The sequence below is a fragment of the Pseudomonas sp. B329 genome, from assembly GCF_023127835.1.
In the GTDB taxonomy this organism is placed as follows: domain Bacteria; phylum Pseudomonadota; class Gammaproteobacteria; order Pseudomonadales; family Pseudomonadaceae; genus Aquipseudomonas; species Aquipseudomonas synxantha_A.
In genome coordinates this window covers 139,131-157,704 of record NZ_SPKP01000015.1, presented here as the reverse complement: position 1 = coordinate 157,704, position 18,574 = coordinate 139,131, and the positions used below count along the sequence as shown (strand labels likewise).

The following is an 18,574-nucleotide window of genomic DNA, read 5'->3' as shown; positions in this document are numbered from 1 at the left end:
GCCGTTTCGCCCCGTGGCCTTTCACGCGGGATCAGCTAATGCCCCTCCATAAACCGGCTTTTTCCCGCGAGGTACCGCTGAAATTGGCGTGTTTTATAGTGAAAGGCCCTGTGTCGAGGTTTTTATACTGCACGGCCCGCTGATCTTGCCCGGCAAGAAGGGTCCGTCCATGAGGCGGCCCCGGTTTCGACAAGGGCACAGGCTTACCGGCCTGCACCCCGCAAACTCGACGGACAATCCAATAACAAAATGAGGTTGTACCTTTATGCCAGTCGGCAACCCACTGCCCCATGGCGAGACCGCTCAAGGCGGCCCGCTCAAACGCGAACTCGGTGAACGGCATATTCGCCTGATGGCCCTTGGCGCCTGTATCGGTGTCGGCCTGTTCCTTGGTTCGGCCAAGGCCATTGAAATGGCCGGCCCGGCGATCATGCTTTCGTACATCATTGGCGGCCTGGCGATCCTGGTGATCATGCGCGCCCTCGGCGAAATGGCGGTGCACAACCCTGTCGCCGGCTCGTTCAGTCGTTACGCCCAAGACTATCTCGGTCCCTTGGCGGGCTTTCTCACCGGCTGGAACTATTGGTTCCTGTGGCTGGTGACCTGCGTGGCGGAAATCACCGCCGTGGCCGTGTACATGGGCGTCTGGTTTCCCGACACCCCACGCTGGATCTGGGCCCTGGCGGCGTTGATCAGCATGGGCACGATCAACCTGATCGCGGTCAAGGCGTTCGGTGAGTTCGAGTTCTGGTTCGCGCTGATCAAGATCGTCACCATCATTGCCATGGTCATCGGCGGCGTCGGCATCATCGCGTTTGGTTTTGGCAATGACGGCGTGGCGCTGGGCATTTCCAACCTGTGGGCCCACGGCGGCTTTATGCCCAATGGCATCACGGGAGTGTTGATGTCCTTGCAGATGGTGATGTTCGCCTACCTGGGCGTGGAGATGATCGGCCTGACCGCTGGTGAAGCGAAGAACCCGCAGAAGACCATTCCCAGTGCCATCGGCTCGGTGTTCTGGCGCATCCTGCTGTTCTACGTGGGGGCGTTGTTTGTGATCCTGTCGATCTACCCATGGAATGAAATCGGCACCCAGGGCAGCCCATTCGTGATGACCTTCGAGCGTCTGGGTGTCAAGACCGCTGCGGGCATCATCAACTTCGTGGTGATCACCGCCGCGCTGTCGTCCTGCAACGGCGGCATCTTCAGCACCGGGCGTATGCTCTACAGCCTGGCGCAGAACGGCCAGGCACCTGCCACCTTCGGCACCACGTCGAGCAACGGCGTACCGCGCAAGGCGTTGCTGTTGTCGATCTTCGTACTGTTGCTGGGTGTGCTGCTCAATTACATGGTCCCGGAAAAAGTCTTTGTGTGGGTCACTTCCATTGCCACGTTCGGCGCGATCTGGACCTGGCTGATGATCCTGCTGGCCCAGCTCAAGTTCCGCAAAAGCCTGAGCCCGGCCGAGGCGGCCGGCCTCAAGTACCGCATGTGGTTGTACCCGGTCAGTTCCTACCTGGCGCTGGCGTTCCTGGTGATGGTGGTGGGGCTGATGGCGTACTTTCCCGATACCCGTGTGGCACTGTATGTGGGCCCGGTGTTCCTGATGGTGTTGACCGTGCTGTTCTACGTGTTCAGGTTGCAGCCAAAGACCGTCGCTCAAGGGACGGTGCGTTCCGCGTCCTGATGTGTGTCTTGTGACAAAAAGCCCCACCCCGCTCTACCGCGGGGTGGGGCTTCTGACCGCCGTATTTTCTGCACGATCCTCTATTTGCGGTGAGGCGCCTGCCGCCCCTGGGGCCTGATATCGCGAGCACTGTGGCTGTGTATAACGCGGGGCATCCGGTTACGCGCGTATCGCTTTGCCCTTATCTATCTATCTATCCCTCCAACGATAATTCATTCCCTAGGCTGGCTGCTTCGACAGCAACCTTTGAAGAGTGACTTCATGCCTGAAATAAACCCCCTGCTACTGCCCTACGACTTGCCACCATTCTCTGCCATCAGAGCAGAACACTTGGTTCCCGCCATTGAGCAAATCATCGCTGATAGCCGCAACACCACCGCCACGATCATTGCCAGCCAGTCGTTATTCCCCACGTGGGACGACCTGGTGCAAGCAGTGGAAGAGCTGGAGGCACGCCTGGACGGCTTTCTCAAAATCATTGAGTTGCTTGACTCCGTTCCCCAGGGGCCGACATGGAAGCTGGCATCACATCGCAGTTATGAGCTTGCAAGGCAGTACTGCGCCGAGCTGGCCGCGAACAATGATCTGTACCAGCTTCACCGACAACTTGCCGATAGCCCGCCCGCAGCCCTTTTCAATCAACAGCGCCACAGTGCATTGCATAAAATACTGCGCAAGTACCAGTTGGCGGGTCTTGATCTTTCGCCTGAGAATCAACGACGGCTCAAAACGTTGAACCTGCAAATCGAGGAGTTCAGCCAAGAGTTCCTGCGGCGTGTGAAAGACTCCGGCGACGCATGGCGTAAGCACATTCAAGATAAGGCGATGCTCAGTGGGTTGCCTGGCGCGACCCTGGCACGCATGGAGGCCGCGGCTCGGGACGCAGGCCTGGATGGCTGGTTATTAACCCTTTCCGAGCAGTCCTTTCAGGAGGTGATGAGCTACGCCGACCATCGAGCCTTGCGCCAGGAAATGATGGTGGCTTACTACAGCCGTGCCGTGGGCACCGGTCCCGACGACATTGCCACCGACAATGAACCGGTTCTGACAGTGTTGCTCGACAGCCGTCACCAGAAAGCACAATTGCTCGGCTATGCCAACTTCGCCGAACTGGCGTTGGTGGAGCAAATGGCGCAGACGACCGATGAGGTCACTGCATTTCTTTATCAGCAGATTGATCGGGCACGCACGACATTTGCCCATGAGGCACAACAACTGCAACGCTATGCCGCGCAACGTGGGGTCGATGCGCTCGAACCCTGGGATTACAACTATTATGCGGAAAAGATTCGCCAGGACGTGGCGGGTGTCTCCCAAGACGCCGTGCGCAAATACTTCCCGTTGGAAACGGTGCTGCAACGCTTGTGCGCGTTCACCAAAACGCTGTTCGGCGTTGAGCTGATTGAACAAACCACCGTCGATACCTGGCACCCGGATGTGCGGGTATTTGAACTCAGGGAGTACGCCGAGCCCATTGGGTATTTGTTCATTGACCCTTATCGTCGCCTGGCGGGCGGCGAGATTGGCGCCGCCTCAGGTTTGCGCGATCACCGGATGACCGCCGAGGGGCGTCCACAACGGCCTATAGCCGTGCTGCGCAGCCAGTTGCCGCGACCGACAGCGACCCAGCCTTGCTTGCTGGATCACTTGCAATTGAGGGTCTTATTGCATGAATTCGGCCACTGCCTGCAGCACCTGTTGACCGCCGCCCCCTACCGGGCGATTTCCGGTATGGGCCAATTAGGCCATGATACGACGGAGTTTTTCGGCCAGGTGCTGGAGCAATTCTGCTTTACTGCGTCGTTCCTGGTCTGGCTATCCGGCGATTTCCAGACAGGAGATCCCTTGCCTGACGATATGGCCACTCAAATGAGCCGATTTGCTCACACCCAGACCAGTCAGGAAACCGCCAGTATTTTGCTCACGGGTCTCGTCGACTTTGAGCTGCACCGTACCTACGGCGACGGGCGTACACCTCATGAGGTTTTCACCCATGCCAACAGTGAAATCGGGCATTTGCAGTGGCCTGATGGCATCCGCCCGATCAACAGTTTCGAACAACCGATGGGTAGCTATGGGGCCAAGATGTATTCCTACAAGTGGTCTGGTGTCTTGGCCCGCCAGGCTTTTGAACGGTTTGAGCGTGATGGCCTGTTCAACCCGGAGACCGGGAAAGCCTTCCGGGACGCGTTCATTACTGAGGGCGATACCGGTACGCTGTCGAGCGCACTTGCGCTTTTTCGGGGGGACGGCGTGGGATGTGTCGGGCATTCCACCGGGGCATGAAGCGCTGGTGCATATGTAGCCCCTCGGCTGAAACTTGAAACGCCAGAGTGATCTTCAGCAGCCAATCCGGCACGGAGAGCACTCGATGAGCACTGACACCCCACCGTATTTTTTCAGCGAAACCCAAACAGATCGCACGCAGCTAAGCGAGCGCCAACGCTCACGCAACTTTACCCTCAAGGACCTTGACTGGTTCGACTCGGTCTATCTGGCCACCGATGCTTTGCGGCGGGCGCACAAAGCGCCGATGCACGTCCAAACCCTGCAACTGAATGTGCTTGGTCAACCGGCTATTGAATTGGCGGGTGCATTCGTCATGAGCCCCGCCCCAGAAGGCGGGGTTGTTCTCTATACACCCGCTCGTGGTCTGGAAAAGCTGGAAAGCCATGAAATCCTCAAGACGCAACTGAAGTCGTGGCTCAAAGACTCGTCGCAGCGCCAAGCGTTGCTTGATTACCTTTCCATCTCCCAGCAAGTCACCCTGACGCCTACTGCAACCCTGACGATTACCGCACATACCGTGGCTGGCGCTGTCTTCGAAGCACAACATGCGACCCTCTCCAATAACCTGCTCGAAAATGCTCGTTTGATGCGCGAGGAGCTGCTCAAGCTGCCCAGTTTCACTTCTCTGCTGGATGAATACATTTCCTCCAAGTTGGCGCAGTCTTTTACGGGGGGCGATCAGCGCCAAATCCAAGTGCAGAGTTATGTCATCGACGCATCCAGCGAATCAGGCAATTCTGATTCGCCAACGTCCCGACACACGACCACCCGCTCCTTGAGCGAAACTGTCCTCAGGTATTTTGTCGCCAATGGCTGGCCTGTGGGTGAAACCCGGCGCTACCACAACCCCCAGCAGCCTACTCAGGAAGCTGATGATCAGTTGCGTTGGGACGTATCAGTCCAGGGATTGGCCCAGGGCTTGAAAGCATATATGAAGCAACAGCCCAAGACATTTTGGACGCTGCCGGCCGCCGCTGGGTTCTCACGGCTACAACTTTTTACCAACGCCATGGCCAATGCCTTTTTCACGGTGGCGCTGGAGCAACAACAGCAAACTACGATTACGGTTGAGCAGCGTCTGCAACTACAGGCCTTGCCGCTCAAGGCTGCGCTGCCTGCGACAACGCTTGCTCCTGCGATCGATGTTGAAAAGGCACTGCTGAGTGAGCCCGAACAGACCCCCGCCGAGCTGGCAGGCACACTTATCATCAGCAGTAACAAAAGCGACAATGGCTCGCCCTGGCTGCTCTATACCCCCCTCCAGGGCCTGCGATCGTTTACCGATCTGAGCGCCCTGAAAACCCACCTTCTCGATAGTCTCAACCCCCGGCAGCATGCCGATGCCTGGAGAAAGCATCTGTCCAGGCCGGAACGCTATAACGAAGTCGACCTGCTGGCCTGCGAAGTCACCAAAGGCCCCATCACCGGGGTTATTTTCCAACGCATCATGGAGGGCATCATTGAAAAACAAGGTCGCAACCTTGAATACGCCCTCGATCAGTATCGCCTGAGCCAGGGCACGATGGACCTCGATGCCCTGGTTGATCATGTGCTGGATGTACGTGGAATGATTGATCCAACATTACTGACCTTCGAACCCATGGGGCGTTGGAGTACCCAGTTGACAGAGACCTGGACGGCGACGGTGACTGAACCCAGGATTCCACCAACGCTTGCTGCAATGCGCACAACGGTGCATTTACTCGAAAACGTCACTGCCGAAATCGAACAACACCTATCGTTTCGCCCCTCGCTGGAGCGTTCCGTTATCACCTATCTCAATACCAAACTGTACGCTATCAAGCAGCAAGAGTTGCAGGCCGCGTGCCTCTCGGTACGCCAATACAGCAACCCTTCAAATGGCACTGACAAACCTCAACTGCTCTCATCGAGCAGTATGGTCGACTATTTTCTGGCGCGCTTATGTGGCGAAGTGGGTCCACTCATCGATCCGCTTAACACTCACGTCTATTCAACCCCTCCTGGCAAACCCGCCACCAAGGTCTCAGGTATGGACGCCGCTACGTTCAATACGCTGATCAACAGTGCAGTCGGTGGGTTTAAACAGTACCTGCGTAGAACCCACAGCGTGTCCCCCAACATGCAGCCCTTGCTGAGAAAGGCAATGGAGATGGGCTTGAAAGGGGAAGTGCAAGTCAGGCTTTGGAACAACGCTTTATTGCCCCTCGACTACGAAGTGCTTTTGACCGTGTTAGGTATTTACGCCAGAGACTTACGCCCTGGCGTCAATGGGTTCCGCCCTGATGCGTTCTCTTTGCAGGTCGTACCGACTGGGCAGAATACCCCGCTGGTACTCAATAACTGTTTCGTGCTGACCGAGCGCGGCGGGCTTGATCTTCGATATTCGGGCCGCACGCTGCTGTGGACGCCCGCGTTGGGCCTGGAAAGCTTCTGCTCATTGAATGACTTCAAAGCAGAGATGGATCGACGCCTGGCAATCCCGAACGAGCGACAGGCTTTCCTGGCGAACCTGGCGCCACCGGACTGGGAGGCACAACCGAGCTATGCATTCAGTTCCCTTGAACTGATCGAAGACAACCTCGTTGAGCACTTGCAACGAACCTACGCTCAACAAAAAGACCGTGAACTGGCGCAAATCCTGTCCATGCAGCTATCGGTCGATCAGTTGCGTAAGCTCTGGCAGGTTCAAGCCACACAAAGCCTGGCGCCCACCAACGTGCAGCGTGCCAAGGACATGGTCCAGGCCATGATCCAGCAACAGGGTTTGCAATGGTTGGGCAAAGCCCATGCTGTGGATCAACAGCTGTACGTCGAATTGCTGGAGCAGTATCGAAACAACGTCACCGACCATCAGGATTACCTGCACGGGGTCGACTCACTGGCTCAGTTCACGCTCAAAAAACTCAGCACGTTACTCAAGGACCTTGACGTTCAGGACAGCGTCACACCTGATGAAGTCGAAGTCGGGCTACCGGCGCAGGGCAGTACACCTGCCCGCAACCAGTCGCTGCTGGACTATGCCTTGAGTCATCAGTCGTACTGGAAGGATGAGGTGCCCCTCTTCGCCAGCACCGGTACAACGCCGTTGCCATCCACCCTGGATGCGCAGACGCTGAAAACGCGGATACAGGCGTTGAACATCAACGCGGCTTACCAAACGTACATCAAGTCCTTCCTGGGCCCTGCCAGCCCGGACTTTGAGCAACGCTATACGCGATTCGCCAAGCAACTGCCGTGGCAATTGATGCAATACGCTCACGGCATGAGGTTGCAAGACCAGCTTTCACCGACGGCCTTCGGGCTCATTCAACAGATCATGGATATGCCCGATGCGATCGCTCGTGCGACAGTAGTGAATGCCAACGCCATGATCCGCCCTCTGGAACTGCTGGTGGATGACGGGAAGAAAACCATCAAGATTCCCGGGGCTTATTTGATCGGCTCCGCCTCCGGTGACGAGGGGTCTCAAATCCTTTATGCCCCCTATAGTCCAGGCTACACCCTCAAAGAATATACCGTTGAGGCCGCACTCCGTGCTGAGTTGACAGCCGCCGGCGCCTTACAGCGTTGGGTTCGGCTGGGGGTCTCGACCGTTGACCAAGCGGCACTGACGAGCGCACTGGAGCAACCCCTGGCCAGCACCACCCTGCAGCTGGCAAGCAACCCCATCAACACGCCGCTGTTCAAACAGCTGTTCACCGACAATGTCGAGCTGCTGACAACGCTGCTGGGCTGCCAAAAAGCCGCTGATGCAGGCACTGCCTGGGATACGGCCAAGGCCGTGTTCTCTGAGGGCGTGCAGGCGGCCACTGTATTTTTTGCCGGCAAACTGGCCTACCCCCTGGTGGTCTGGCAGAGCTATAAACTGTTCAAGGCTTCTGCCGAGGAGCTGCAAAGCCACCAATGGCATGAGGCACTGGGTCATTTCATCGGTGGTGTCGCCGCGCTGGCCGATTTGAGCGATTCCATGCCTCCCGTATCAGAGGGCGGCATGCCCCCGGCACCCGAGCCGATCCCGCCGCTTTCCACACCTGCGACCTCTGTGGTGTCCTGGCCCGCGCTGGACATTACCGCTGCTTCCCGCACCCGGCTCCAGCGTTTCGAAGTCCTTGAGCCGAGCTTGGCCAGCCTGATCAAAGACACCTCACTCAACCTTTACCGATCGACCTCCAACCATTACTACGCGGCGGTGGCAGGGAAGGTGTTCGAAGTCATCAAGCATGGCCAGGGTTGGCGCATCATCGGTGATGGCGAAGTCGGTCCTGAGGTACAGCGCAACCCTCGACAACAGCGGATGCTCAGTAGCGCTGGCCCAGTGCTGACGGGGCGACGGACAATTGCGCGATTGCTTAATCGCTTCTACTCCGAGCCATTTGCGCGCTCGAGTATGAATGTATTGGCCAGCGGGATGCGCGAGATACGAGCGCTTTACGCTCGGGAATCCTGGCTTATCATCGATGCACTTGCCTTGGCGACGTTTTATGCAAAGAACGCCCAGGAAAATTTGCGCCTGATCACACAAACTCCCCTTGCTGCCCCTGAGCTGGTCAAACAGATCAAAACGTTTTTCGGCTTGCAGACGCTCGAGGTCGAACACCTTGAAAAAATTCAGGAGATCGTCGATACGGTCTGCACTGCGTTGATGGAGCCCTCACTGACCTCCTCGGACTCAACGCGATTTGTCATTGGCCGATCGCGGTTGCCGGCTCCTCAGGGTGGACACACGTTGATGGCCTTTACGATTGTCCCCGACCCCCTTCAACTGGTGTACTTGACCGAGACGTTTTTCAACCCGGGTCTGAAATACAGTCATTTGTTGACCAAGCCGTTCTATGTCAGCGCTCACGCCCGTGCGACCACCCTCATTCACGAAGTCACTCATCATGTCTGTGCGACGTTGGACTTGGCTTACGTGCATTCAGGCCATCCGTTTGATGACCTGATTGATCCGCAAACCCCTGAGGGCAGTAACACAAAAGCAGCCCTGGAAAAGCGCCATATTTCAAGACTGTCGCTCAATACTCCGACCCATGAGTTGTTCCAGGTTGTCGATGTTGCAACCGGCCTCAAATCAGACCCTACCCAGGGCACGTCAACACAGCATGTGCTTGACAGGCTGCTCAGCGTCACAGGCACCCAGACCCTCGTCGATGCCCGGCGAGTTTTCCGTACCGATCCGCTTAAACGCATCCTTACGGTGCTTAACAACGCCGACTCCGTCGCCTACCTGATTGCACAATTGGGGCGTCGAAAAGAGAAACCTGTTGGCTTATGACTACAACGTCAGATCATCGCCCGGGCCGTTTGCTCCTGCGCAGCGAGGCGGGCATTAACTATTTGGCTTGTCTCGCTTCAAGGGGCGTGGCGTCTGGTTGAGGTGTTTGTTGAACTCCATCCAGGCCGCGAGGGCTGACATCAGCACCACACCGAGCAAGGCGGTGAGTAGTTGCATGAACACGGCGTCATCCGCCTGGGCATTGAGCATGTCCGCCAGTGGCGCCAGCACCACGCCCAGGCAGAACACTTCCAGGGAATAACGGCCCATCTGGCAAATCCGTTCAGCCAGACGGTTTTGCGTCCATTGCGGGTTTGGTAACAGCTTGGCGGTGACATAGGCCAGCGCCAGAAAGTGCACGAGACGCACCGGTGACAGGTTGGTCTTGCTGATGGGGTACAGCAGGTTGCTGAGCGTGGTGGGCATCACCGCATCATGGATTTCAGGCCAGAGCCACGACAGCGTGATCACGCCGGCTACCACCACATACAGCGCCGCCGCGACGAACAGCGGCTGGCGCTGTAAGGGGCGTGTCTCGGGCGCGCTGGGCCGCTGGCTGTAAATCGCCGCGGCGCCCCCCAGCACAAACAGCAATTGCCAGGTAACAGGGTTGAAATACCACACGCCATCGGCAATGGCGCGCAGGTTCCAGCCCATCCACGGCGCCATCAGGTATACCACCAGCGAGACACTCACCACGGCCCAGGGCGCGCGCACCATCAGCGGCAGCACCACGGACAAACCAGCCAGCAAGACGATGTACAACGGCAACGGATCCATCAGGTTGGGCTTGAAGCGCAACAGCAGTTCGTCGGTCAGTGCCTGTTGCGGGTGGGTGACGAAGTGCGTCAGGCCCATCTCCGCCACCAGGTCGCGGGTTTCTACATGGTTGTTGGCGAAGAACACGATACCCATCAGCATGGCCAGCAGGAAAATATGCACCACATACAACACCCAGGTGCGGCGCAGGATTTTCAGGCAGGCCATCCAATAACCTTCTCGCTGCATGACCTTGCCGTAGGCCAGCACCGAGGCGAACCCGGCGAGAAACACGAAGACCTCCGCCGCGTCGCTGAAGCCGAAGTTGCGCAGAGTGATCAGGCCAAGAGGGTTGTGGGGGACGTGATCCCAGAAAATGAAGATCAACGCCAGGCCCCGAAAAAAATCGATGCGCGGGTCGCGTCCGTTCAGCATGGCAGCGGGCTCTTGAACAAGTAGTTGAATGACGATAGGTGAGCGCGCGCGTTGTCGTACGCGGCACGTCGAGCGGGCGCAGGTTGGCGGTATTTGTAAGCAATTGCAAAGGTTGGATATTACTGAATGTCTCTAGACATCAATGATCACCAGAATGCCCCGGCTGCCGGTGAGCACACCGTGGGCAGTGCCGGCCTCCACGAGGTACATCTGGCCGGCGTCCACCCTGATGACTTGATCACCGATGCACAGGTGCAAGTACCCACTGATCACCAACAACCCTTCGTTGTAGTCGTGGGTTTCTTCCTCGTACGCCTGCTCATCCATGCGCAATACTTTGATCCGCGCCGGGCCAACCTGACCCAAGCGTGTGGATTTCCAACTGTCGGGCAATTGCGCGGCGATTGCAGCGAAGTCCAGTAACGGCATGTGAATCTCCTTGTTTCAACGATGCCGTCGGTGGTCCGGTTCAGCAGGCGGTAGGTCTTGTCAGAAAGCATCCATCAACAAGACCCGGCACGGCTTGGCTTGAAGCTCATTGATCTGCGGCACCAACCGTTTGAAGTGCTCGGTCTGGCAGTGCGCATCCAGCGCCGCCTGATCAGGCCATTGTTCGATAAAGATAAAATGCCCTGGGTCTTTTTGATCGACAAACAGATCGTAGGCAACGCACAGCGGTTCCTGGCGGGTTTTTTCCACCAGTTCGGCGTACCACGGGCGCACGGTTTCCAGGTGCTCTGGCTTGATAAAGTCTTCAGCGATGACTTTCAACATGGTAAGCGTCCGTCAGGCAGCAGCGGTTTCATGGGGCTCAAAACTGTCTGCTCGCGCCATCTGCCACATGCGCGAATAGAACTCGCCGTTCACGTCTCCCGTGAGCAATTCGCCGGGCTTCAAGAACACATGCAGCTGCGAGAACAGTTTGATCTCTGTTGCCGACATGCGTCGCACCAAGTGCTTGGCCGACAACTGCGACGGATGATCCAGGCCCGCGGCGGCAAGCATTTCGGCCAGGGCGTGCAGCGTGTTGCGGTGGAAGTTGAACACACGCTGGGCCTTGTCCGGCACGACCAAGGCACGTTGGCGCAGTGGGTCTTGCGTGGCCACGCCGGTCGGGCATTTGTTGGTGTGGCATGACTGGGACTGGATGCAGCCAATGGCGAACATGAAGCCACGTGCCGAGTTGGCCCAGTCGGCGCCGATGGCCAGGACGCTGGCGATATCGAACGCACTGACAATCTTGCCGCTGGCGCCGAGTTTGATTTTGTCGCGCAGGTTCAGGCCCACCAGGGTGTTGTGCACAAACAGCAAACCCTCACGCAGCGGCACGCCGATATGGTCGGTGAACTCCACGGGGGCTGCGCCGGTGCCACCTTCCTTGCCATCGACCACGATAAAGTCGGGGAGGATGCCGGTTTCGAGCATGGCTTTGGCGATGCCCATGAATTCCCACGGGTGGCCCAGACAGAACTTGAAACCCACGGGTTTGCCGCCGGACAGTTCACGCAATTGGGCGATGAAGTGCATCAGTTCTATGGGCGTGGAAAACGCACTGTGGCGTGACGGCGAGATGCAGTCTTCGCCCATCATGATGCCGCGGGTGTCGGCGATTTCCTGGGTGACCTTGTGCTTGGGCAGGATCCCGCCATGGCCGGGCTTGGCACCCTGGCTCATCTTGATTTCAATCATGCGCACCTGCGGGTTTTGCGCCTGCGTGGCGAAGCGCTCCGGGTCGAAACGGCCGTCGCTGGTGCGGCAGCCGAAGTAGCCGCTGCCCAGTTCCCAGGTCAGGTCGCCACCGTTTTCACGGTGGTAGGGGCTGATGCTGCCTTCACCGGTGTCGTGGGCAAAGTTGCCGAGCTTGGCGCCTTGGTTGAGCGCGCGAATCGCGTTGGCGCTCAACGAGCCGAAGCTCATGGCCGAGATGTTGAACACCGACGCCGAGTACGGTTGTGTGCACTGCGGGCCGCCGACCATCACGCGAAATGCGCTGGGGTCGCTCAACGGTGCCGGGCGCATGGAGTGGCCGATAAATTCGAAGCCCGACTGGTATACATCGATCAAGGTGCCGAAGGGCTTGTCTGCGGTTTCGTTCTTGGCGCGCGAATACACCAGCGAACGCTGGGCCCGAGAGAAGGGCAGGGCGTCGCTGTCGGATTCGAGCAGGTATTGGCGGATTTCCGGGCGGATGCCTTCCACCAGGTAACGGATATTGCCCAGGATCGGGTAGTTGCGGCGCACCGCGTGGGGGCTTTGCAGCAGGTCGAAAATGCCGATCAGGCTGAGGATGCCGGTGACCAGAGTAATGGGCCACAACCATTCGTGTTCGATAAAGGGCAGGCTGGCGAGGGTGAAAATGACGCACACAGCAAAGAAGGCGTAGCGGCTTAACAAGGACAGGCTCATACGGTTTCCTTGGGTTCGGACTCTTCAGGTCGATCACCCATTCTGCACCTCTGGATTAAGCACGGACAAGGATTGATCGCTCAGTCGCGTATTTGTGCGTCTATGCATCAGTCCAGACAAAAAAAGCTATCAGCCTCATAGAGGAACTTATGACTGCCCAATCACCATTCATCGAATGTAAGACTAAGGACGCTGTTACTCAGAAGGAATGTATAACCACAGAGCAAGAGACTTACCTATGTCTATATCGATATCGGCATCGAACAATACTCATCATGCCTCGATTTATATCCCGATCATTCCCAACTGGGATAAGAGCCAATTAACCGGCTCCCAACGAGAGCAAGTCGCCCAAGAACATCAACGAATGGAAGGTATCGAGAAACCTGAGCGGAATGTGAGTCGCAAGCCGGAAATCTCCACTGGCCGTCCTCCGGGTGATACCCGCACTGCGGACGAAATCATCAACGACAATCCGATCCTCAAAAACCTCGGCCATCAAAAAGATATTAATCGTCCATTGGCTTACAAACTTCTGGGTGATTGGACGAGTAACAATAAAGACCCTGAGTCACGAGCGGATGCCGCATTCAACGCTGCGCGGGTGCTTAACTATATCGATACGTCTTTATCGACTACAGGCGAACACCGAGGCAAAGCCCATGACAATGGCGACCTTGAAGGCATCACCCGTAGCGGTGATGCGCGGCACGGCACGCCGGCAGGCATGTGGAAGGACTTTACCGAGCAAGGTTATTCAGCCCTACGGCACCATCACCGCTTGGACAGTACCAACGACCGCCATGTCACCCAGGGCGGCGCCAACAAAGATAACCTGCAGCATGTTTCCGGTAAGATCGGCAAGAGAACCTGGTTTATCCCGGGGCTGAGCAATATTCTCCTGGGCATCAGCGACTCAAATGCGGGGTTGGCGGAGGCTGTGAAGGGGGCCAAGAAGGGGTTCGATAAAACTCGGGCTGATGGTTTTGACCAGGCACTTTTCAGTGCTGCGAGGGGGAATTTGGTGGGGGTCGTTCAAGGCTATGTCAACGCAGTGAAGCACAACGAAGCCACGCCTGATTTGGTTAAGTCAAAACTCGGGGCGACCGGCAGTTGAGTCGGATTGGTTTGAACCGATGAGCTCAATCATGGATTAGCTCGATTTCCTGGAAAGGGACCTCCAGGAAACGGCTAGAACTTTTCCTGCTGGTATTATTGCAATCGGTTCTCGTTTGCAGGTGTTTTTAGTGTTACTGTATAACATGTCTAATGCACCCAAACGCCCCGGAGGCCTTATGAAAGCTGGTATCCACCCCGACTACCGCACCGTACTGTTCCACGACACCGCCGCCGACGTGTACTTCCTCATCGGCTCCACTGCCGACAGCGACCGCACCCACACACACAGCGACGGCAACACCTATCCCTATATCCCGTTGGATGTTTCAAGTGCTTCGCACCCGGTCTACACCGGCCAACAGCGCAAGACCCAAGCCGAAGGCCGCATTGCCGGCTTCAACAAGCGCTTTGCCTCGTTTGGGTCGACCCCGAAAGCCGACGCGTGAGGATGATTCGGCGGCGTGCCCTACGCCGCCTTCTGGCGAATCGGCAACACCACGCGAAATGTCGTGCCCCTGCCCAGTTCGCTGCTGACGGAGATATCCCCGCCGTGTTTCTTGATGATGCCGTAGGACAGTGACAATCCCAGTCCAGTCCCTTCGCCCACAGGCTTGGTGGTAAAGAACGGGTCGAAAATCTTCTGTAAGCTTTCAGGGGCAATTCCGCAGCCGTTATCGGCCACTTCCAGCCAGATATTCTCGCCTTCCACGCCGTTGCTGATGGTAATGGTGCCACGCTGGGGTCCCATGGCCTGGGCCGCATTGATCACCAGGTTCATCACTACCTGATTGAGCTGCGAGGCCAGGCATTCGATGTCCGGCAGGGGCGTGTAGTGCTTGACCACGTCGGCCTTGTACTTGAGTTCGCTGGCGACGATGTTCAGGGTCGAATCGATGCCTTGCTGCAGGTCAGCCAATTGCCAGGTCTGGTCGTTATCCACGCGTGAGAAGTTCTTCAGGTCTTTGACGATCTGCACGACACGGCCAATCCCTTCCTTGGATTCGCGGATCAGGATCGGTATGTCTTCCTTGAGGAAATCCAGTTCCAGGTCGGTGCGCAAAACCTTTAGCTGATCCCGCTGTTCTGGCGCCGCGAGGTGTTCCTCGCTGCGTTGATAGGCGTCGAGCATCTGTTGCAGCTGCGTGAAGTAGCTGTCGAGCGTGCTGAGGTTGGAGGAAATAAACCCCACCGGGTTGTTGATTTCATGGGCGACGCCGGCGGCGAGCTGCCCAAGGGAGGCGAGCTTTTCCGACTGCACCAGTTGGCTTTCCAGATGCTTGCGCTCGTTGATTTCCAATTGCAGCGCCTGGGTGCGTTCTTCAACCAGTTGTTCCAGCAGAGATGTTTGCAGCGACGCACGCCGGGCCATGTCCCATTTATTAGCCAGGGTATTGGCCATCTGTTGCACTTCAATATTGTCGAACGGTTTTTTCAGGATCAGCAAACGGTCATGGGCCTGCAGGCGCAACAGCAGGTCTTCCCAGGAGTAATCCGAGTACGCGGTGCATACCACCACTTGCAACTCGGGTGCGACCTGCCATAACGCCTCGATCGTCTTCGCGCCGTCCCAGCCTTGGGGCATGCGCATGTCAACGAACGCCAGTGCATAAGGACGCTGCTGCGCCATGGCGCTGGTGAGCAAGCCCAGGCCCTCTTCGCCGCCATAGGCCGAATGCAGTTCGAACGCCTGGGCCTGGGGCTTGGCCGCGTCACCAAACAGTGCCGACTCCATGTCATCCAGCGCCTGGTTGGGCGCAGTATCCGGCATCAGGATCTTGCGAAAATCCTCATGAATGGACGGTGTGTCATCGATCAGCAGGACGCGCCGGTTGGGAGGTTGGTTCATGAGCTGCTTCCGGCAAGGGTCAGGGGAATGGTCAAGGTGAATACCGCGCCGAGGCCCGGCCCGTCGCTGTGAGCACTGAGCTGGCCGTGCATTTGCACCGCGGCCAGGGCGCAGCTGTGCAGGCCGAAGCCATGGCCTTCTTTGCGCGTGGTAAAACCATGGGTGAAGATCCGTGTCATGTTCTCGGGTGGTATGCCTTCGCCATCGTCCTTCACACTGATCTTCAAGGTATCTTCACCCTGGGCCTCGACCTTCAGCGTGATTTGCCGTGGCCTCTCGGAAAGGTTGGACATGGCGTACTTGGCGTTGCTGATCAGGTTGACCATGATCAGCAGCAGGCGATGCTTGTCGCCGAGGATCTGCGGTACCTGTGCGTATTCCTTGACCACAGTGACGTGGTGACGGCTCAGCGCGCCGGCGTTCATGCGCAGGGCATCGTCCATCAAGGCGCCGATATTGATCGGCTCCAGCAATGTGGCGGCGCCGGCATAGGATTGCTGGGTCGAGACGATGTCCTTGATGTGATCGATGCTTTTGCTCAGTTGCGCCAGCTCATCGCTCATGCCCTGTTGCTCCACGGCGATTGCTTCCACCAGTTGGTTGAGGTAGCCGGGCAGCAATTTGCCCTTTGCATCTTCGGTGAGAAAGGTGCCCAGGTCGCCCTGGTGTGCGTTGATCAATTGCATCGCTTTGCCCAGGCCCAGCGCTTTGCTGCCGCGCAGTTTACGGCTGACCAGCTCGGCAGAAATATTCACGCTGTTGAGCACGTTGCCGACGTTGTGCAGCACGTTGGTGGCGATCTCTGCCATGCCTGCCTGGCGGGCGCTGTCCAGCAGTTCGCTCTGGGCATCCTTGAGTTGTTGGGTGCGCCGTTCCACCCGTTGCTCCAGGGTTTCGTTGGCCGATTGCAAGGCGCGATTGACGCGGTTGATCTCGGCGAAACTGCGCAGCAGACGCACCGCCAGGTAGAGCAACAGCACCACCAGCAGCGTCGAGAAGATCAGCAGGTAGCGATGATATTGATGGTCAACGAGGTCCGCGGTCTGCTGGTCCTGATTGAGGTGGGTGGTCAGGTCATCGAGGCGCTCGGCCACCGGCACGGCGGCAATGCGTTCGAGGAGGCTGTTGACCAGCGGCTGCTCGCGCAGGATCAGCGAAATATGGTTGCTGAGGATCTCCACCGGCGCCTGGAACTCACTGGGCAGGCTCTGTTTGTTGATCGCCAGTTTGCCCAGGCCCACCAGGATATCGGCGGCGCGTTCATCGCTGGTGACCTGGGCAAACTCCAGGCTGCTGAGCAGCAGGTCGTAAGTGTCGGTGGCCACGCCTTGCACTTGCAGCCGGCCTTGATCGTCAATCTGGTTGAATTGGGCTTGAATGTCGTCTTCGGCGGTCGGCAAAAACGCCAGCGAGTTGCGCAATACGGCGTTGTGGGACTTGAACTGATCCACCAGCCGGGCTTTTTCCTGGATAGCGGCCACATACGCTGCCTGGCTGGCTTGCCAACTCGGCAGGTCGGCAGGGTTGTGGTAGGTGTCGCGGCCTTGTAGTTCAGACCAGATACGGGTCATGTCCGAGAGGGGCGTGACCAGCGGATCGTAGTTGTGGGTAATCGCGATCCGGGCCTTGAGCACTTCACTGTCCCATTGGGCATTGAGTTGCTGAAGCTGGCGGATCAGGTCCCGGGACTGGGTATAAGTGGCTGTTTGGTCGCGGGAAGATTTGAGGTACAAAAACACCAGTGTAGAGGCCAATAACAAGGCTATCAGGCCCAGCAGCATCTGGCTGGCACGACGGCGCGAAAAACGTCTCATAGCGGCTTGCCCGCCCATTCGCCGGTCAAGGTTCTGAGAAACTGGATAATCAGCTCCTTGTCTTCCTGAGAAGGATTGCGCCCCAACTGATACTTGAACATCACGTCAACCGCCTCTTCAAGCGTCTTGGCCGAGGCGTCGTGGAAGTAAGGTGCGGTGACGGCCACATTGCGCAGGCTGGGCACCTTGAACACGTGGCGGTCCTCTTCATCGCCGGTCAGCAGGTAGCGGCCCAGGTCCGATTCGACCGGGTTGCCTCGTGCCTTGAAGTAATCGTCCATCACGCCGAATTTCTGCAACATATTGCCGCCGATATTCACGCCCTGATGGCAGGCAATACAGCCGTACTCCTTGAAACGCTGGTAGCCGTATTTTTCCTTGATCGTCAGTATCTCGGTGTTGCCCAGCAGGTACTGGTCGAAGCGCGAGTTGGGCGTCAGCAGCGTGCGCTCGTAACTCGCCAGCGCATCCTGCACGTTGGCGGCACTGACGCCATCGGCATACACCTGCGCGAAGGCGCGCTGGTAATCAGGGTGGGCGGACAGGTTGTATTCCACAGCTTTCCAGTCGCTGCCCATTTCCACCGGGCTGATGACCGCGTGCTCGATCTGCGCTTGAAGGGTGTCGACCCGGCCATTCCAGAACTGCTTGAAGTTCAGGCTGGCGTTGAACACGGTGGGCGTATTGAGTGGCACCGGCTTGCCATCCAGGCCAAGGGAGAAAGGTTTGTTGTCGGCGCCGCCGGTTTCCAGGTGATGGCAGCTGGCGCAGGACAAGCTGTTATTGGCCGATAAGCGTGGCTCATTGAACAGCCGACGGCCCAGCTCAACCTTGGCCGGATCCTGTAGGGGAACACTCGGCAACGGCTTTAGGGCTTCGTCCAGCGGTGCGGCCGCGAGTACTGCGCCGGTGCACAGGCCCAACGCGAGCACAAGGCTGAATCGGGTAGTTGAAACGTTGCT

Annotated in this window: 12 protein-coding genes; 5 read left to right on the top strand and 7 right to left on the bottom strand. The window is 57.7% G+C overall.

The features are described from left to right. The first annotated feature begins 265 nt into the window (after positions 1 to 265). The 3 genes from E4P00_RS10390 (at position 266) to E4P00_RS10380 (ending at position 9,233) form a co-directional block, all read left to right on the top strand. Complete coding sequence (locus E4P00_RS10390; RefSeq protein WP_248131353.1) at positions 266 to 1,687, top strand: amino acid permease; 1,422 nt, start codon at positions 266 to 268, stop codon at positions 1,685 to 1,687. A 261-nt stretch (positions 1,688 to 1,948) separates the two neighbouring features. Further along, positions 1,949 to 3,973 carry a M3 family metallopeptidase gene (locus tag E4P00_RS10385; RefSeq protein WP_248131351.1) on the top strand — a complete coding sequence of 675 codons (2,025 nt, stop codon included), beginning with the start codon at positions 1,949 to 1,951 and terminating at the stop codon, positions 3,971 to 3,973. Positions 3,974 to 4,058: 85 nt separating this feature from the next. Next, the gene (locus E4P00_RS10380; RefSeq protein ID WP_248131349.1) at positions 4,059 to 9,233 is read left to right on the top strand and encodes a DUF6543 domain-containing protein; all 5,175 of its coding nucleotides are present in this window, start codon (positions 4,059 to 4,061) and stop codon (positions 9,231 to 9,233) included. 54 nt (positions 9,234 to 9,287) lie between these two features. On the opposite strand, the gene E4P00_RS10375 is transcribed toward E4P00_RS10380, so the two are convergent. The 4 genes from E4P00_RS10375 to E4P00_RS10360 form a co-directional block, all read right to left on the bottom strand. Continuing rightward, complete coding sequence (locus E4P00_RS10375) at positions 9,288 to 10,427, bottom strand: OpgC domain-containing protein (protein WP_148853368.1); 1,140 nt, start codon at positions 10,425 to 10,427, stop codon at positions 9,288 to 9,290. Between the two features lie 132 nt (positions 10,428 to 10,559). Beyond that, positions 10,560 to 10,856 (bottom strand): cupin domain-containing protein, encoded by a 297-nt coding sequence (locus tag E4P00_RS10370; protein ID WP_078820383.1) that lies wholly within the window; start codon positions 10,854 to 10,856, stop codon positions 10,560 to 10,562. A gap of 60 nt (positions 10,857 to 10,916) precedes the next feature. Beyond that, positions 10,917 to 11,201, bottom strand: a complete 285-nt coding sequence (locus tag E4P00_RS10365; protein WP_078820384.1) for a putative quinol monooxygenase — start codon at positions 11,199 to 11,201, stop codon at positions 10,917 to 10,919. Positions 11,202 to 11,213: 12 nt separating this feature from the next. Next, positions 11,214 to 12,833 carry an FMN-binding glutamate synthase family protein gene (locus E4P00_RS10360; protein ID WP_078820385.1) on the bottom strand — a complete coding sequence of 540 codons (1,620 nt, stop codon included), beginning with the start codon at positions 12,831 to 12,833 and terminating at the stop codon, positions 11,214 to 11,216. A gap of 238 nt (positions 12,834 to 13,071) precedes the next feature. Between E4P00_RS10360 and E4P00_RS10355 the strand changes: the two genes are divergently transcribed. Together E4P00_RS10355 and E4P00_RS10350 are read left to right on the top strand one after the other, a co-directional pair. After that, on the top strand, positions 13,072 to 13,950 hold the full coding sequence (locus E4P00_RS10355; protein WP_228309388.1) for a hypothetical protein: 879 nt from the start codon (positions 13,072 to 13,074) through the stop codon (positions 13,948 to 13,950). Between the two features lie 178 nt (positions 13,951 to 14,128). Further along, positions 14,129 to 14,398 carry a type B 50S ribosomal protein L31 gene (locus E4P00_RS10350; protein ID WP_078820386.1) on the top strand — a complete coding sequence of 90 codons (270 nt, stop codon included), beginning with the start codon at positions 14,129 to 14,131 and terminating at the stop codon, positions 14,396 to 14,398. A gap of 20 nt (positions 14,399 to 14,418) precedes the next feature. Here the strand turns inward: E4P00_RS10350 and E4P00_RS10345 are convergent, their stop codons facing one another. Genes E4P00_RS10345 through E4P00_RS10335 form a run of 3 tightly spaced genes read right to left on the bottom strand, consistent with a single transcriptional unit; the run spans position 14,419 to position 18,544 of the window. Beyond that, positions 14,419 to 15,798 (bottom strand): ATP-binding protein, encoded by a 1,380-nt coding sequence (locus tag E4P00_RS10345; protein ID WP_032877560.1) that lies wholly within the window; start codon positions 15,796 to 15,798, stop codon positions 14,419 to 14,421. Continuing rightward, positions 15,795 to 17,612: a DAHL domain-containing protein gene (locus E4P00_RS10340; protein ID WP_078820403.1), complete on the bottom strand. Its 1,818-nt coding sequence runs from the start codon at positions 17,610 to 17,612 to the stop codon at positions 15,795 to 15,797. The genes E4P00_RS10345 and E4P00_RS10340 overlap by 4 nt, the downstream gene beginning before the upstream one ends. Beyond that, complete coding sequence (locus E4P00_RS10335; RefSeq protein WP_248129988.1) at positions 17,609 to 18,544, bottom strand: cytochrome c peroxidase; 936 nt, start codon at positions 18,542 to 18,544, stop codon at positions 17,609 to 17,611. The genes E4P00_RS10340 and E4P00_RS10335 overlap by 4 nt, the downstream gene beginning before the upstream one ends. Positions 18,545 to 18,574 lie beyond the last annotated feature (30 nt).

What these genes read in the sequence shown, in the direction of transcription:
- E4P00_RS10390 (WP_248131353.1), top strand. Translation starts at nt 266, where the DNA reads ATGCCAGTCGGCAACCCACTGCCCCATGGCGAGACCGCTCAAGGCGGC.
- E4P00_RS10385 (WP_248131351.1), top strand. Translation starts at nt 1,949, where the DNA reads ATGCCTGAAATAAACCCCCTGCTACTGCCCTACGACTTGCCACCATTC.
- E4P00_RS10380 (WP_248131349.1), top strand. Translation starts at nt 4,059, where the DNA reads ATGAGCACTGACACCCCACCGTATTTTTTCAGCGAAACCCAAACAGAT.
- E4P00_RS10375 (WP_148853368.1), bottom strand. Translation starts at nt 10,427, where the DNA reads ATGCTGAACGGACGCGACCCGCGCATCGATTTTTTTCGGGGCCTGGCG.
- E4P00_RS10370 (WP_078820383.1), bottom strand. Translation starts at nt 10,856, where the DNA reads ATGCCGTTACTGGACTTCGCTGCAATCGCCGCGCAATTGCCCGACAGT.
- E4P00_RS10365 (WP_078820384.1), bottom strand. Translation starts at nt 11,201, where the DNA reads ATGTTGAAAGTCATCGCTGAAGACTTTATCAAGCCAGAGCACCTGGAA.
- E4P00_RS10360 (WP_078820385.1), bottom strand. Translation starts at nt 12,833, where the DNA reads ATGAGCCTGTCCTTGTTAAGCCGCTACGCCTTCTTTGCTGTGTGCGTC.
- E4P00_RS10355 (WP_228309388.1), top strand. Translation starts at nt 13,072, where the DNA reads ATGTCTATATCGATATCGGCATCGAACAATACTCATCATGCCTCGATT.
- E4P00_RS10350 (WP_078820386.1), top strand. Translation starts at nt 14,129, where the DNA reads ATGAAAGCTGGTATCCACCCCGACTACCGCACCGTACTGTTCCACGAC.
- E4P00_RS10345 (WP_032877560.1), bottom strand. Translation starts at nt 15,798, where the DNA reads ATGAACCAACCTCCCAACCGGCGCGTCCTGCTGATCGATGACACACCG.
- E4P00_RS10340 (WP_078820403.1), bottom strand. Translation starts at nt 17,612, where the DNA reads ATGAGACGTTTTTCGCGCCGTCGTGCCAGCCAGATGCTGCTGGGCCTG.